This window comes from Streptomyces coacervatus (genome assembly GCF_029223485.1).
Lineage (GTDB): Bacteria > Actinomycetota > Actinomycetes > Streptomycetales > Streptomycetaceae > Streptomyces > Streptomyces coacervatus.
The window spans coordinates 212,807-226,384 of record NZ_JARHTP010000002.1 but is presented as its reverse complement, the minus strand read 5'-3'; the positions used below and the strand labels follow the sequence as shown (position 1 = coordinate 226,384).

Sequence of the window (13,578 nt, the reverse complement as noted above, 5' to 3'; positions counted from 1 at the left end):
ACTGACGCGGGTGTGGTCAGTAGCGCAGGATTCCCGCGATCCCGTGGGCGTCGCCCAGCATCCCGTCCGGTACGAAGCGGACGTCCGCGCCCGTCTCCAGGCACTGTTCGACGATCTCGTCCACGATGTCCTCGCGGGAGTCGAGGTCGCCGCTCGCGGCCGGGACCAGATGGTCGCCGAGGACGTCGCGCACCGTCACGCGGTAGTTCTCCTCGACGGCGAGCAGGCGTACGCGGCCTTCGCGGGCGCTGTGCCAGACCTCGTCGACACCGGCCGCGAACGCCCTGCGGCCACGGGCGGTTTCGAGCTCCCGGGCAACGGCGTCGGTGCTTCTGCGGGCCTCGGCGGCGACCATCGGCCGTACCGCCTGCCACACGGCGTCGTGAGTGCCGTGTGCGAGGCCGCCGTGCGGCACGTGCACCGCCTCCTTGGTGACGCTGCCGACCTCGTCCAGCGTGGACAGCGCCGCCTGCTCACCGGTGATGTACAACGGCCGCGGCTGCTCGCGCAGGATCATGCCCATCGCGGCGTCGGCCTCCCGCAGGAAGTGACGGGTGCCCTCGTCGCGGAAGGTGCTCGGCATGTCGCCGATCCGCTCCTGCCGCTCGGCGTCGAAGTTCTCCAGGCGCCTGGTCAGGGGGAATCCGCCGGTGCCGTCCTCCATGACGCGATCCGTGCCGCCGCTCCAGAGGGTGGCCCGGTCGGGGGAGACCGACAGCACCCAGAACGGCCGTTCGGCGGCGTGTGCGGAGACGAGGTTGCGGGTGAGGAAGGTGTCCGAGAGCACCACGCGCTCCGGCACCGTACGGCCGAGCGACCACACCTGGTGCTCACCCGGCGCTGCGAAGATCACCAGACCGTCCTCGGCATGCGCCAGATCCACCTCCGCAAGGGCCTGGTCGAGCTGGCGGACCACGTCGGAGCGCCGTTCCCGGGTCACCGCGGGATCGGACTCCAGCTGCTTTTTGGCCTCGGCCACCACATTGCGCAGCCGGACCGGATCCTGGGCGTTTTCGGGCTCCCGGCGGTGTGTCGGCGTCAGCACGGACACGGCCGGATAGGCGCGCGGGCGCCGGAGCTCGGACAGGGTTGAGGGACTCAGGTCGTGCTCCATAACAAGCACGATAGGGCCGTTTCGCCGAGAGGGCATTAGGGGCAGCCGGTCCGGGCAATCCGGGCAATTCGATGCCGGCCCTGCTGTGGCCGCCGTCAACTGTGGCCGCCGCCGACCTAACGCTGTTCGCCGTTCGGCTCGATCACCGCGATGTTGCCCTGCGCCACGGCGCACAGCGTCTGCACCCCGGCCGCGTCGATCGTGATCAGGTCGCAGCGGGTGACGACCCGGGTGCGGCCGGCCCGTACCACCTGGGCGTGCGCGCGCAGGATCTCACCCGTGGCCGGGCGCAGGTAGTCGATGGTGAACCCGGACGTGATCAGCCCCGCCCCGACGACGGTCCCCGCGGCGAGCGTCAGCGTGTTGTCGGCCGCGTAGGAGAGCACCCCGCCGTGCACGAAGCCGTACTGCTGGAGCAGGTCCTCGCGGATGTCCAGCTCAAGGGTGGCCTCGCCGTGCCCGAACGCCGTTATCCGGGCGCCCAGCAGCCTGCTGAAGGGCTGCTCCGCGAGGACCTTACGGGCCAGGTCCAGATCCATCGTGCCGCTCACCTCTTCAGGTCACTTCACTGGTGAAGTGAGGGTGGCGCGCACCGGTGCCGTCTGTCAAGATCGGCCCATGGCCGAGCCCGATCAGCGTCTTTACTTCCTGCTGCAGCGGGCGGCGCACCAGCTGCGCACCACGGTCGACCGCCGCTGCCTGGCTGTTGCCGGCGTCACCACCGCCCAGCTCGGCGCGTTGTTCGCTGTACAGGACCAGCCCGGGCTCACCCAGCAGGAGCTGGCCCGCATCCTCGGCCTGCGGGAATCCGCCGTCACCGCACTCGTCGGGCGCCTCACCGCGGCGGGCCTCCTGCTGAAGCAGGCGCACCCCCGTGAACACCGGGCCGTGGTGCTGGAGTTGACCGAGGACGGGGCCGCCGCCCTGCGTGCCGGACAGCCGGAGATCGACCGCCTCAACGCGGAACTGCGGACGCTGCTCGGGGACGACGGGTTCGTACGGACGGCGGGGGCCCTGCACCGGCTTGCCCACTGGGAGACCTGACACGTCAGGGCGCCTGGGCGTCGTCCTCCTCCGGCCCGCACGAGCTGCCGGTCGGCGGCAGGCTGCCGTACAGCAGGAAGTCGTCGACCTTGCCGTGGACGCACTTGGAGGATGCGTAACCGGTGTGGCCCTCGCCCTTGTTGTCGAGCACCACGGCCGAGGAGCCCAGCCGTTTCGCCGTCTCCACGGTCCAGCGGTACGGCGTCGCCGGGTCGCCGCGGGTGCCCACGAGGAGCATCTTCGGGGTGTGGACGTCGCGCACCTGGTCGCGGATGAAGTCGGTGCCCTTGGGGCGGCCGTAGCACATCAGCAGCTCGGTGAGGCGGTAGCGGCCGAAGACCGGGGAGGCCTGCTCGTACTCGGCGCGCAGCCGGCCCAGGTCCTTGATGATCCGGTCGGCGCCGGGGCGATCGGGATCGTCCGCGCAGTTGATCGCCATCAGCGCCGCCGGAAGATTGTCGAGCGGGACGTCGTTCTCGTCGACCAGACCGCCGCCGGCGCGCTGCCCGAAGGGAAGTGCGGCCCCGCCGGAGGCGAAGCCCATCACTCCGCGTGCGTCGCCGTCCTGGACCAGTTCGGTGATCGCGCGCTCCAGCGACGGCCACAACTGCCGGCTGTAGAGGGCCTGGCCGATCGCGCCCACGAGATCCTGGCCCGAGAACTGCCGGCCGAAGTCCGTCGGCAACGGGTCCTTGTCGAGGGAGCCGACGAGCTGGACGACCTGCTGCCGGGCATCACGCGGATCCTGTCCGAACGGGCAGGCGATGTCCTTGGTGCACCAGGTGATGAAGTCGTCCAGTGCAGTCTGCTGTCCCTCGGCGCCCGCCACTCCCTGCTCGGACATGGGCTCGGTCAGCGTGTCCACTCCGTCGAGGACCAACCGGCCGACCTTCTTGGGGAATTGGGCCGCGTACACGGCGCCGAGCCGGGTTCCGTAGGAGAAGCCGAGGTAGTTGAGCTTCTTGTCGCCGAGCGCCTGACGCATCACGTCCAGGTCGCGCGAGGCGTTCACCGTGCCGATGTGGGGGAGCACCGGGCCCGAGTGCTTCGCGCACTGGGCGGCCGCCTTCGTCAACTGCCGCAGCACGGCGCGCGGATCGTTCGTGTCCGTGATCTCGTCGGCCGCCGCCGAGGCCTCGTCGGAGCCGTCTCCGCAGCTGACGGGTGAGGATCTGCCGACACCGCGCGGGTCGAAGGTCACCACGTCGTAGCCGTTCGTGAGACCCATGAAGTCGTTGCCGCCGGAGGCGAGTTCACTGATGCCCCCGGCGCCGGGGCCGCCGAAGTTCAGCAGCACCGAGCCGCGCTTCTTGCCCGTCGCCCGGTAGCGGGCGAGCGCCAGATCGAGTGTGCCGCCCTTGGGTCTGGCGTAGTCGAGGGGGACGGTGACCTTTGCGCACTGAAGGTCCTTGGGCATGTCGTCGCCCTTGCATCCGGACCAGGTGATCTTCTGCCGGTAGAACCGTGACAGGTCGGGCCCGGTGCCGTTCGAGGCCACCGAGGGCAGCCCTGCGGCCAGCAGGGCCAGACCTGCCGCTCCGGTGGTGGCGCAGCGTCGTATGGTGGGCCGCGTTGACAGCTTGAGCAGCATCAATGCCTCCCAGGGCGCCCGCCGGGGACCGGGAGAACGGCGCCCTCGATCACGATAAGCGGATGCCACAGGGCCCGCCTCCGGGCGAGCGGGACCGCGCGGAGTGCCCTAGCCTGCGCGCCCTCCGGGCGGACACGGCGGCTTTGCCGGCCGTTCGACAACCGTGCCGCTCGATGGAGTGAAAGGCCGATAAGCCATAACTCGGATGGTTCCTCCGCGTTTTATCCGATGCGGGCCAGTGCCCGCTTCTCCGGCGCGGGAATGTGCCCGCGACCATGTCTGGAAGGCAGGGAACCTATGAGAAGGGTTACCCGAAATGGTGTGATCGCCGTCGCCGCTGCCTCGGGAGCGATGGCCTTGACGGTTCCGGCGTACGCCGCAGCCGCCGCGCAGGGGGCCGGCGCCGACTCGCCCGGCGTGCTCTCCGGCAACACCGTCCAGCTCCCGGTCCACGTCCCGGTGAACGTGTGCGGGAACACCGTGAACGTGGTGGGGCTCCTCAACCCGGCCGTGGGCAACAGCTGCAGCAACAAGAGCGCGGGCGGCGGGCATACGGCGGGCGGCGGCAGCGCGGCCCACGGCAGCGGAAAGGATTCACCGGGTGTGATCTCCGGCAACACCGTCCAGCTTCCGGTCCACGCCCCGGTGAACGTCAGCGGGAACACGGCGAACGTGATCGGTGCCGGCAACGCGGCCGTCGGCAACGAGTCCACGAACCACTCGGGCGGCCACGCCCGCCACTGCGGCAAGCCGGCGCCGAAGCCGTCCGCCCCCGCCAGGGCGCATCCGCAGCCTGCGGCCGCCCAGTACGCCGCTCCACGGCAGGCCGCGGCCTCCCTCGCCCACACCGGTACCGATCAGACGCTGCCCGCCGCCCTGGCGAGCGCCGCGCTGGTGCTGGGCGGAGCCGCCGTCCACCGGCGCTTCCGTCCACGGCCGATGCGCTGACCCCGCCCGGGCAACGGCTCAATCCCACCGTGACGCGCCCCGCAAGATCCGCAAGGATGCTGCGGGGCGCGGTCGATCATCGCGCCCCTGACCGACGTACCAGCACGGAATGGAGCGCACGCATGACCTCCGCGGCCCTCGAAGACCTTGTCGTCACCCAGGCCGGACCCGAGGACTGGCCGGTGATCAGCGGATGGGCCGCGGACGAGGGTTGGAACCCGGGGGCGGCCGACGAAGCAGCCTTCTTCGCGCAGGACCCCGACGGCTTCTTCCTCGGCCGGATCGACGGCGAACCGGTGTCGGCGATCTCCCTCGTCAACTACGGTCCCGACTACGCCTTCCTGGGCTGCTACCTCGTCCGGCCCGACCTGCGCGGCCGCGGCCACGGCCTCACCACCTGGAAGACCGCCCTGGCCCACGCGGGCAGCCGCACCATCGGCCTCGACGGAGTGGTGGCCCAGCAGGACAACTACCGCCGCTCCGGCTTCGAACTCGCCCACCGCACCGTCCGGTTCACCGGAACCGCACTCGCGGCCGAGGCCCCGGCCGACGTGCACGCCGTGCAGGAGGCCGACCTCGCGGAGCTCACCGCGTACGACAGCGCCTGCTGGCCGGCCGACCGCCCCCGCTTCCTGGCCCACTGGCTCACCGGCACCGGACACCGCGCTCTCGTCCGCCGCACCGGTGACCGCGTCACCGGCTACGGGGTGATCCGCCCCGGCCACGACTCACTGCGCATCGGCCCGCTCTTCGCCGACACCCCCGAGGACGCGCAGGCCCTGTTCACCGCCCTGACCGCCGAGGCGGCCGGCAGCGAGGTCGCCGTGGACGTGCCCGAGACGAACGCGCCGGGCATCGCCCTGGCCGAACGGGCCGGTTTCACCCCCTCCTTCGAGACGGCACGCATGTACACGGGGCCCGTACGCCGCTATGCGCAGGACCGCGTCTTCGGCGTCACGACGTTGGAACTCGGCTAACGGGCCACCGCCGTGAGCAGCACCATCCCCGTGTCCCCGTAGTCCGGCAGGGTCGGGTCGCTGTCGATGTGGCTGACGGACAGATCGCGGGTCATGGGGGCGAACACCCTGGTGACGATCTCCGGGTCCACCGGGCAGCCCGGCCAGCGGGACACCGGCCCGATGCGGTACGTGGGCATGTTCTCCATGAAGGCGGCCACCAGATGCCCGCCGGGGACCACACAGCGGACGAAGGCCCGGCAGAAGTCGGTGAACTCCGCGTAGTCCTCGGTGGCGCCCTCGGCGACGAAGTGCATGGACGCCAACTCGTACCCGGCGGGCTCCAGTTCCCTGACGTCGGCCTGGACGACACTGACGTGGGCCAGCGCCCCGGCCAGCGTGGCCGGCAGGTCCGGGTTCAGGCGTCGGGACAGCGCGTGGAACGGCAGCCAGCTGGCGTCCGGGCCGCACAGGAGCTGGCGCTCCAGGTAGGCGACGTTGCCCGTACCCGCCTCGACGGCCTCGATCCGGCGGCTTGCGGCGGCCGCGAGGATCAGGGGATACAGGTTGGGTCCGGCCCCGAACTCCACCGAGCGGCCGACAGAGTCGGGCGCGAGACGCCGGTAGAACGCCGAGTGGTGGGTGATGACCGCGGCGTCGGACGGGTGCAGGTCGCGGTAGTTCTCCGCGAGGTAGTCCGCGACCGGCCAACTGTCCCAGTCGACATCGTCGTTGTGCTTCGTCATGGCCGTCTCAGACCTTCGCCCTCAGCGGGAAACGCGCGGACAGCCGCGTCAAGGTGCCGTTCAGCCGCTCGATGTCGTCGTCCGAGTTCAGTGCCGTGATCTGGATCCGGAAGCCCACCCGGTCCCGCGGTACCAGCGGATAGGCGGCCAGCGTCACATAGATGCCCTCCTCCCACAGGAACGCCCCGACCGCGTCGAGGTCGTCCGCGTTCGCCAGCGGGATCTCGATGATCGGCAGCCGGTCCGTGTTCAGTGTGGTGACGTCCAGCCCGTCGAGGTGATCCAGCACCCGGACGGTCCTGCGGTACAGGTCAGCGCGCAGGGCGTCGCCGCGGCGGTCGTTGACCTCCAGCCCGGTCAGTGCCGTGGCCAGGGAGGCCGTCGGGGAGGGACCCGAGTACAGGTAGGGCCCCGCGGCCGTCTTCAGCCGGTTCTTCAGCTCGGTGGGCAGGGCCAGGAAGGCGAGCAGCGACGAGTACGCCTTCGAGAACCCGGAGACCAGCACGATCCCGTCGTACGACTCGCCGGTGTGCCGCACCACGCCGTTGCCGCGCGAGCCGTACGGACACAGCTCCTCGGGTCCGCGCTGTCCGATCACCCCGAATCCGTGCGCGTCGTCGACGTAGAGCGTGGCGCCCGCGGCGCGGCAGACCGAGGCCAGTGCGGGCAGGTCGGGGACGTTGCCGCTCATGCTGTTGACGCCGTCCAGGCACACGAGCCGTGGCAGGCCCGCGGGCACCGAGGCCAGCAGGGTCTCCAGTTCGTCGGGGCGTCCGGCGTGGAAGCGGTGCAGGGTGGCGCCCTGGCCGCGGGCCACCACACAGCCGTCGTACACCGTCTTGTGCGTCGTCGCCTCCACGAACACATGGCCCCCCTCGGCCAGCACCGGGATCGCCGAGCCGTGGATCAGGGTCAGCGTGGGCAGCAGCAGCGTGTCCGGCGCGCCCAGCAGCTCCGCCAGCCGTGCCTCGATCTCCGGGTACAGGCGGGGGCTGCCCAGCAGCCGCGACCAGCTGGGGTGTGTCCCCCAGCGCCGCAGGACGGGCTCCACGGATTCGATGATCTCCGGGTCCCAGTCGAAGCCGAGGTAGTTGCAGGACGCGAAGTCGATCAGCCAGTGGCCGCGGCTGCGGATGTGCCGGCCGCGCACCTCGTCCAGCACCGCGTCGCTCATCGGGCTGGTGCGCCGCAGGTGTTCGAGGTCCGGCGACAGCGCCGCCCGCCGCGCCCGGGACGCGGGCCGCGCCGCCGGTATGGCCACCGCCTTGGCGGTGCCGTTGCCGGGTGCGTAGCAGCGTCCCTCGCTCTCCCGCAGCACGCGCTCGCTCTGCTCCACCGTCATCGGCTTGGCGAACAGATAGCCCTGCCCGAAGCGGCACCCCATGCCGGCCAGCACGTCGCGCTGCGCCACTTCCTCGATCCCCTCGGCGATCACCTGCAGGCCCAGGGTGTCGGCGATCCGCACGATGCCCTCGACGAGCGCGACCTGCTGGGCGTCGCGCGTGATGTCGTCGATGAACGTCTTGTCGATCTTCAGTGTGTCGATGGGGAAGTCCCGCAGATAGCGCAGCGAGGAGAAGCCGGTCCCGAAGTCGTCGACGGCGATGTGCACGCCCAGCTCCTTCAGGGAGCGCAGCACCGACTGGATCTGGGTGTCGCGCCGCAACAGCACCGTCTCGGTGAGCTCCAGCTGCAGCGAACCGGGGGCGAGTCCGGGCGTCCGCAGCGCCTGGCCGACCTGGTCCAGGAACCCGACGTCACGGAACTGGCGGGCGGACACGTTCACGCTGACGTACGGCGGACTGACGGGGCCGGGCAGCCGCTGCAGTCCCACAATGTCGCTGACCGCGTTCTCCAGGACCCATGCCCCCAGCACCGCGATGTGCCCGGTCTCCTCGGCCAGCGCGATGAACTGCTCCGGTGTGACGGGCCGGTGCGGTGCCTTCGGCCAGCGGATCAGCGCCTCGAAGCCGACGACCTCGCCCGCGGCGATGTCCACGACCGGCTGGTAGCGCAGGGCGAACTCCTTGCCGGCGACCGCCTCGGCGAGCCGGCTCTGCAGGTCGTGCCGCTCGACCATGCGGGTGTGCAGCAGCGGCTGGAAGCGGCGCCACTGCCGCTTGCCGGCCGACTTCGCCGCATACAGTGCGAGGTCGGCGTGGCTGAGCAGTTCCTCCGCGTCCGTGCTGTCGCGGGCCGTGGCCACACCCACACTGGCGGAGACGGTCACCGACTCCTCCGCGAGGGCGAACGGCCTGGTCAGCGTCTGGATCACCTGGGCCGCCAGCAGCTCCGCGTCCAGGGGTTCGCGGGCGTCCTCCATGAGGACGGCGAACTCGTCGCCGCCGAGCCGGGCCGCGGTGTCGGTGCGCCGCAGTGTCTTGGAGAGACGGTCGCCGACGGCGATCAGCAGATGGTCGCCGGCCGAGTGCCCGAGCGTGTCGTTGACCAGCTTGAAGTCGTCGAGGTCGATGAAGAGCAGACAGGTCATGGACGACTCGCGCCGGCCGCGCAGCAGGGCGCGTTCGACCCGCTCCAGCAGCAGGGTGCGGTTGGGCAGACCGGTCAGCGAGTCGTGGAAGGCCCGCTGGGTCAGCTCGTGCGCCAGCCGGCGCTGCTCCGTCACATCGCGCAGCGTGACGACCAGTCCGGCCACGGTCCGCTCGTCCCGGAAGTCGCTGCACCGCACCTCCACCTCGACGCGGCCCGCCCGGTGCCGCACCCACCAGTGGTCGTAGGTGGCCCGCGGCCCGGTGTCCCGCACGGCCGTCAACTCCCGCGCCGCACGGCGGCGGTCCCGCGGGTCGACCAGATCCGGCAGCAGTGCGCCGACCACGTCGGCGGTACCGAAGACGGCCGCCGCCGAGGGGCTGGCGTACCGGATGGTGTTGTCGTCCTCGACGATCAGGATGACGTCGGAGGTGTTGCGCACCAGCGTGCGGAAGTACGCCTCGCTCTCCCGGCGGATGATCTCCTGGCGCAGGGCGATGCGCTCCATGGCAAGGCCCGCGTGCGAGGCCAGGATCTCCAGGGAACCCCGCGTCTCGGTGAGCGGCCCCGCCGGTCCGGCGACCAGGAGGACGCCCGCGACATCACCGTACGGGCGGTCGGGTGGGGTCATCAGACACACCAGGACGGTTGCCGCGTCGTCCAGCTGGGCGCTGTTGTCGGCACCCAGATCGCGGGCGTGCACGATCTGCGCGTGATACCGCGCCAGATCCGGCGCCCGCTCGGCGGGCAGGAGCAGGGTCCGGTGGCCGACCACGGTGCCCAGGAGCCGGTCGACGGCGCCCTCGCAGGAGCGTGCGACCTCCTGCTGCCGGACCGCCGAGACCAGCGAGGCGGCCGCCCGGCGCAGTGCCAGCTCCCGTGTCACCGCCTTGCGGTGGGCCACCACCATCCCCGACAGCCGCAGGATCACCAGGAGGAACAGCACACCGGAGAACGCGGCGATCACGGCCGCGTCGTGCGCCGAGCGCGTCAGCCCCTCGTACAGCAGGATCCCCGGCGCGATGAGCGTGGCCACGGCCAGCAGCACCAGCCGGCGCGGCGGCGGCAGCAGGGACCCCTGCTGGGGCACGGCAGCGGTCAGCTCCACCATGTCCGGGTGCAGTGCGGCCTGGCCCCAGGCCGTGTAGAAGACGATCCAGCCGGCGTCCAGCGCCGTGCCCGCCTGCCAGGTCTCGTTGAGCTGCAGGATCCCGTAGGCGATGTCGAAGCCGAGCAGCGTCACGGTGCCTACGACCAGATACTGCACCGACCGGTTGTGCCCGTCGACCGGATTCGGGGCCAGCAGCCGCGCCAGCAGGGCCAGCACCAGGACGTCGCCGAGGGGGTAGGCGATGCTGATGGCACGCTGCTGCCAGGTCAGTCCCTGCACCTTGGTGAGCGGCTGGACGAGGTACACCCAGACCGGCAGCGCCAGACCCGCGGTGATGATCATCGCGTCGAGCAGACTCGGCAGGTCGTGGCCCGCCCAGCGGTATCTGACCAGGCCGGACAGCCCGATGGCGAAGAGCGGATACGTCGTGAGGTAGGAGGCGTCCGCGGGGGAGGGGAACGGGTTGGAGGCGTGGAAGTACTCCTCCACGACGTTGTAGTAGGTGTCGCCCGCGATGAAGGTGAGCAACGCGGCGGCGAGCACCCACCAGGGCCAGCGGTGGGCGGGCCGGTTGACCTGGCTGCCGATCACCACGGCGGCGGTGCCGGACAGGCCGATGACGGCCCACACGGGGGCCCGTGCGGCGGGCACCGTCAGGTAGACGGCCGTGGCAGCGGCGACCAGCGCGACGTGAGCGGCCATCAGCCGCTTTGCCGACAGCAAGGGCAAGCGCCTCCCCCCGTTCGAGGGGACCGGGCCGTCCACCTGGTCTGGTCGTCCTGGATTCCTAGATCGTAGGCACCGCGGCCGGACGACTGCATCTCGGGAGGGCGGGGGCCGGGAGCGTCGGGCGCGGCCTCGGAGCCCCCGGAACCACAGCAGCGGAGCAGGTCAGCAGGGGTTTGCGGTGCCGACGTCGTGAGGCGGAGCCGAGTAAATGCCCTTGCCCCGGCCACCCCGGGGTGCTGGAGTGGGCACATGGATCATGCCGGGGTGCTCGCCCTCTTCGACCGTGACATGCGCGAAGGCGCCCAGCCCGACGGCCCCGACGCGCGCATCGAGCGGGTCGCCGGCGTGGTCCGCCAGGTCGCCTCGGCCCGCGGCTGGAACGGCGTCGTCTGGTCCGACCTGGACGAGACGCGCGCGGACGCGGCGATCGCCGCGCAGATCGCGTACTTCTCCGGGCTGGGCCGCGAGTTCGAGTGGAAGCTGTACGGGCACGACCGGCCGGTGGATCTGGGACAGCGGCTCAGGGCCGCGAGATTCGAGCCTGAGCCCGAGGAGACGCTGATGATCGCGGAGGTGGCCGGCCTCGACCTCGACGCCGAGCCGCCCGAGGGCATCCGTCTGCTGCCCGTCACGGACGCGGCGGGCGTCGACCTGGTGGCGGACGTGCACGAGAAGGCCTTCGGCACCGACGGCTCCCGCATGCGCCACCAGTTGCTCGCCCGGCTCACCGGGGAGCCGGACACGGTCGTCGCCACCGTCGCCCTCGCCGGCGACGTGCCGGTCAGCGCGGCCCGCATGGAGCTCGTGCCCGGCACCCGGTTCGCCGGTCTGTGGGGTGGGGGCACCGTCGAGGCCTGGCGCGGCCGCGGCGTCTACCGCGCCCTGGTCGCCCACCGGGCCCGAGCCGCCGTGCAGCGCGGCTACCGCTACCTCCAGGTCGACGCCTCCAGCCAGAGCCGCCCCATCCTCGAACGACTGGGCTTCGAGCCGCTGACCACGACGACGCCCTACACCTACGTGCCGTAGCGGAACCCGGTCGGTCACTCCCACCGCGATGTCACATCCGCGGCTCCCCGATCCGTCGCACGGTCATGACGACGAACCAGAAGAACCAGAGCATCCTCCTCGCCGGAGCGAGCGGCATCCTCGGCGGTCACATCACCCGCGCCCTGACCGAGGCCGGCCACAAGGTCACCGGCCTCGGCCGGGGGCCGGCGCACGGCGTCCGGGCCGACCTCATGGATCGCGACGCGCTGCTGCGCGCCGTCGACGGACAGCACTTCGACACCGTCATCCACGCCGCCACCGCCCTGCGCAAGGCGCCCATGCGCCACCGCGACATGCACGCCACCGACGCCCTGCGCATCGCCGGCACCGCCCACCTGGTGGAGGCCGCGCAGGCCACCGGCGCCACCCGCTTCGTGAGCGAGTCGATGGTCTTCGGCTACGGCTACGGGGACTTCGGCGGCCATGTGATCACCGAGGACGATCCGTTCGGCCCGCGCGGCACCACGCCCGAACTGGAACGGCACGTCGAGGGCATGCGCATCAAGGAACAACTCACCTTCGAGGCAACCGGGTTGGCGGGCATCTCGCTGCGCTTCGGCCTGTTCTACGGCCCCGGCGGCACCGACGCCATCCTGCCCATGCTGCGCAAGCGGCAGCTGCCCGCCCCCGACGACCACGGCCGGGTCCTGCCGTGGACCGAACTCACCGACGCGGCACGGGCGGTGGCCGCCGCCGTCGAACACGGCCGCCCCGGCCAGGCGTACAACATCACGGACCGCACCCCGCTCGGCTTCCGGGCCCATGTCCTGTGCGTGGCCGAGCAGTTCGCACTGCCCAGGCCGATGACCGTGCCCCTGTGGATGACCAGGCCGATGCCGTACGCGCACACGATGATGTCGGCGAACATGCGCGTGTCCTCGGCGAAGGCGGAGCGGGAACTGGGCTGGACACCGGTGTACCCGTCCAGCCGCGACGGGCTCGCCGCGCTGGCGGCCCGACGTTGAATTCCGGACTGGGGCCGTTCGGACCGCGGTAGAGGGCCGAACGGCCCCACGTCACGGCCCGTCCCGGCTGGCACCCTCGGGGGAGGAATCAGCCGCCACCCCGGGGGACAGCCTCCCGAAGCGCCCGACTCTCCCGCTCAGGGTGCTCGGTCGAGGCGGCAGGCCCGCCGATTGCCGAGGGGAGCCGCGTCGGCGGGCCTGACTCCTCCCGCTGGCCGGCACGTTAGTGGGCCGGGACCGGATGCGGAACGCGGAATTCGGCTACTCTCCGCCAGCCGCCGAGCAGCACCGCCCGCACCCGGGCGAGGCACCAAGCGTCCCCGCCCAGGCTGGAAACGGCTGTTGTTCCGAAGCCGCGACCCCCGGTCAGCGGCGCGCCCTCGTCCGGTCCAGGGCGGCGACGCCGAGCGCGGCGAGGCCGATCTGGATGAGCCACTCGATCCAGTCGATGCCCTTGGTGTCGGCCACGCCGAAGGCGTGGGCGATCGTCGAGCCGATCAGCGCGGCCACGATGCCGACGAGGATCGTCAGCACGACGCCGATGTGCTGCCGCCCGCGGACGACCAGCCGGCCCAGCACACCGATGACGATGCCGACCACGATGGCACTGATGATGCCTGAGATCTCCATCTCCGCCCCTCTTCGTCAAGGCCCCCGTACTGTCCGGATGCCCCCTGCCGAGGGGGACAGTCCGTTCCGCTTCAACCACGGGTCAACGCCGGGTCAATCTCCGGTGGGGCGTACCGGATGACGCCTGTTCAGCTTCTGTTCTGCCATGTACCGTTCAACCGTTCGGTCGCACGGCTATCGTCCGACCGGATGTCTACGCGCGCAGAT

Annotated in this window: 11 protein-coding genes; 5 read left to right on the top strand and 6 right to left on the bottom strand. The window is 71.4% G+C overall.

What is annotated here, in order from left to right; translation table 11 throughout:
* Positions 1 to 16: 16 nt before the first annotated feature.
* Both P2Q00_RS04755 and P2Q00_RS04750 read right to left on the bottom strand, forming a co-directional pair.
* Positions 17 to 1,114 carry a baeRF3 domain-containing protein gene (locus P2Q00_RS04755; RefSeq protein ID WP_275769865.1) on the bottom strand — a complete coding sequence of 366 codons (1,098 nt, stop codon included), beginning with the start codon at positions 1,112 to 1,114 and terminating at the stop codon, positions 17 to 19.
* A gap of 116 nt (positions 1,115 to 1,230) precedes the next feature.
* Positions 1,231 to 1,653 carry a PaaI family thioesterase gene (locus P2Q00_RS04750; protein ID WP_275770727.1) on the bottom strand — a complete coding sequence of 141 codons (423 nt, stop codon included), beginning with the start codon at positions 1,651 to 1,653 and terminating at the stop codon, positions 1,231 to 1,233.
* Positions 1,654 to 1,732: 79 nt separating this feature from the next.
* Between P2Q00_RS04750 and P2Q00_RS04745 the strand changes: the two genes are divergently transcribed.
* Positions 1,733 to 2,158, top strand: a complete 426-nt coding sequence (locus tag P2Q00_RS04745; RefSeq protein WP_275769863.1) for a MarR family winged helix-turn-helix transcriptional regulator — start codon at positions 1,733 to 1,735, stop codon at positions 2,156 to 2,158.
* Positions 2,159 to 2,162: 4 nt separating this feature from the next.
* Here P2Q00_RS04745 and P2Q00_RS04740 read toward each other — a convergent pair whose 3' ends face one another.
* On the bottom strand, positions 2,163 to 3,749 hold the full coding sequence (locus P2Q00_RS04740) for an alpha/beta hydrolase (RefSeq protein WP_275769861.1): 1,587 nt from the start codon (positions 3,747 to 3,749) through the stop codon (positions 2,163 to 2,165).
* A 297-nt stretch (positions 3,750 to 4,046) separates the two neighbouring features.
* Between P2Q00_RS04740 and P2Q00_RS04735 the strand changes: the two genes are divergently transcribed.
* Positions 4,047 to 4,697, top strand: coding sequence for a chaplin (locus P2Q00_RS04735; protein WP_275769859.1), 651 nt, complete (start codon positions 4,047 to 4,049; stop codon positions 4,695 to 4,697).
* Between the two features lie 122 nt (positions 4,698 to 4,819).
* The gene (locus P2Q00_RS04730; protein WP_275769857.1) at positions 4,820 to 5,674 is read left to right on the top strand and encodes a GNAT family N-acetyltransferase; all 855 of its coding nucleotides are present in this window, start codon (positions 4,820 to 4,822) and stop codon (positions 5,672 to 5,674) included.
* Here the strand turns inward: P2Q00_RS04730 and P2Q00_RS04725 are convergent.
* Complete coding sequence (locus P2Q00_RS04725; RefSeq protein ID WP_275769855.1) at positions 5,671 to 6,399, bottom strand: class I SAM-dependent methyltransferase; 729 nt, start codon at positions 6,397 to 6,399, stop codon at positions 5,671 to 5,673. The two genes, P2Q00_RS04730 and P2Q00_RS04725, sit on opposite strands and share 4 nt — an antisense overlap.
* Before the next feature lie 7 nt (positions 6,400 to 6,406).
* Positions 6,407 to 10,702, bottom strand: coding sequence for an aminotransferase class I/II-fold pyridoxal phosphate-dependent enzyme (locus tag P2Q00_RS04720; RefSeq protein ID WP_275770726.1), 4,296 nt, complete (start codon positions 10,700 to 10,702; stop codon positions 6,407 to 6,409).
* 276 nt (positions 10,703 to 10,978) lie between these two features.
* On the opposite strand from P2Q00_RS04720, the gene P2Q00_RS04715 reads away from it, so the two are divergent.
* A complete protein-coding gene (locus P2Q00_RS04715; RefSeq protein ID WP_275769853.1) occupies positions 10,979 to 11,755 on the top strand; it encodes a GNAT family N-acetyltransferase in 777 nt (258 codons plus the stop codon).
* 65 nt (positions 11,756 to 11,820) lie between these two features.
* A complete protein-coding gene (locus tag P2Q00_RS04710) occupies positions 11,821 to 12,741 on the top strand; it encodes an NAD-dependent epimerase/dehydratase family protein (RefSeq protein WP_275769852.1) in 921 nt (306 codons plus the stop codon).
* 366 nt (positions 12,742 to 13,107) lie between these two features.
* Here P2Q00_RS04710 and P2Q00_RS04705 read toward each other — a convergent pair whose 3' ends face one another.
* Positions 13,108 to 13,371: a GlsB/YeaQ/YmgE family stress response membrane protein gene (locus P2Q00_RS04705; RefSeq protein ID WP_275769850.1), complete on the bottom strand. Its 264-nt coding sequence runs from the start codon at positions 13,369 to 13,371 to the stop codon at positions 13,108 to 13,110.
* Between the last annotated feature and the right edge of the window lie 207 nt (positions 13,372 to 13,578).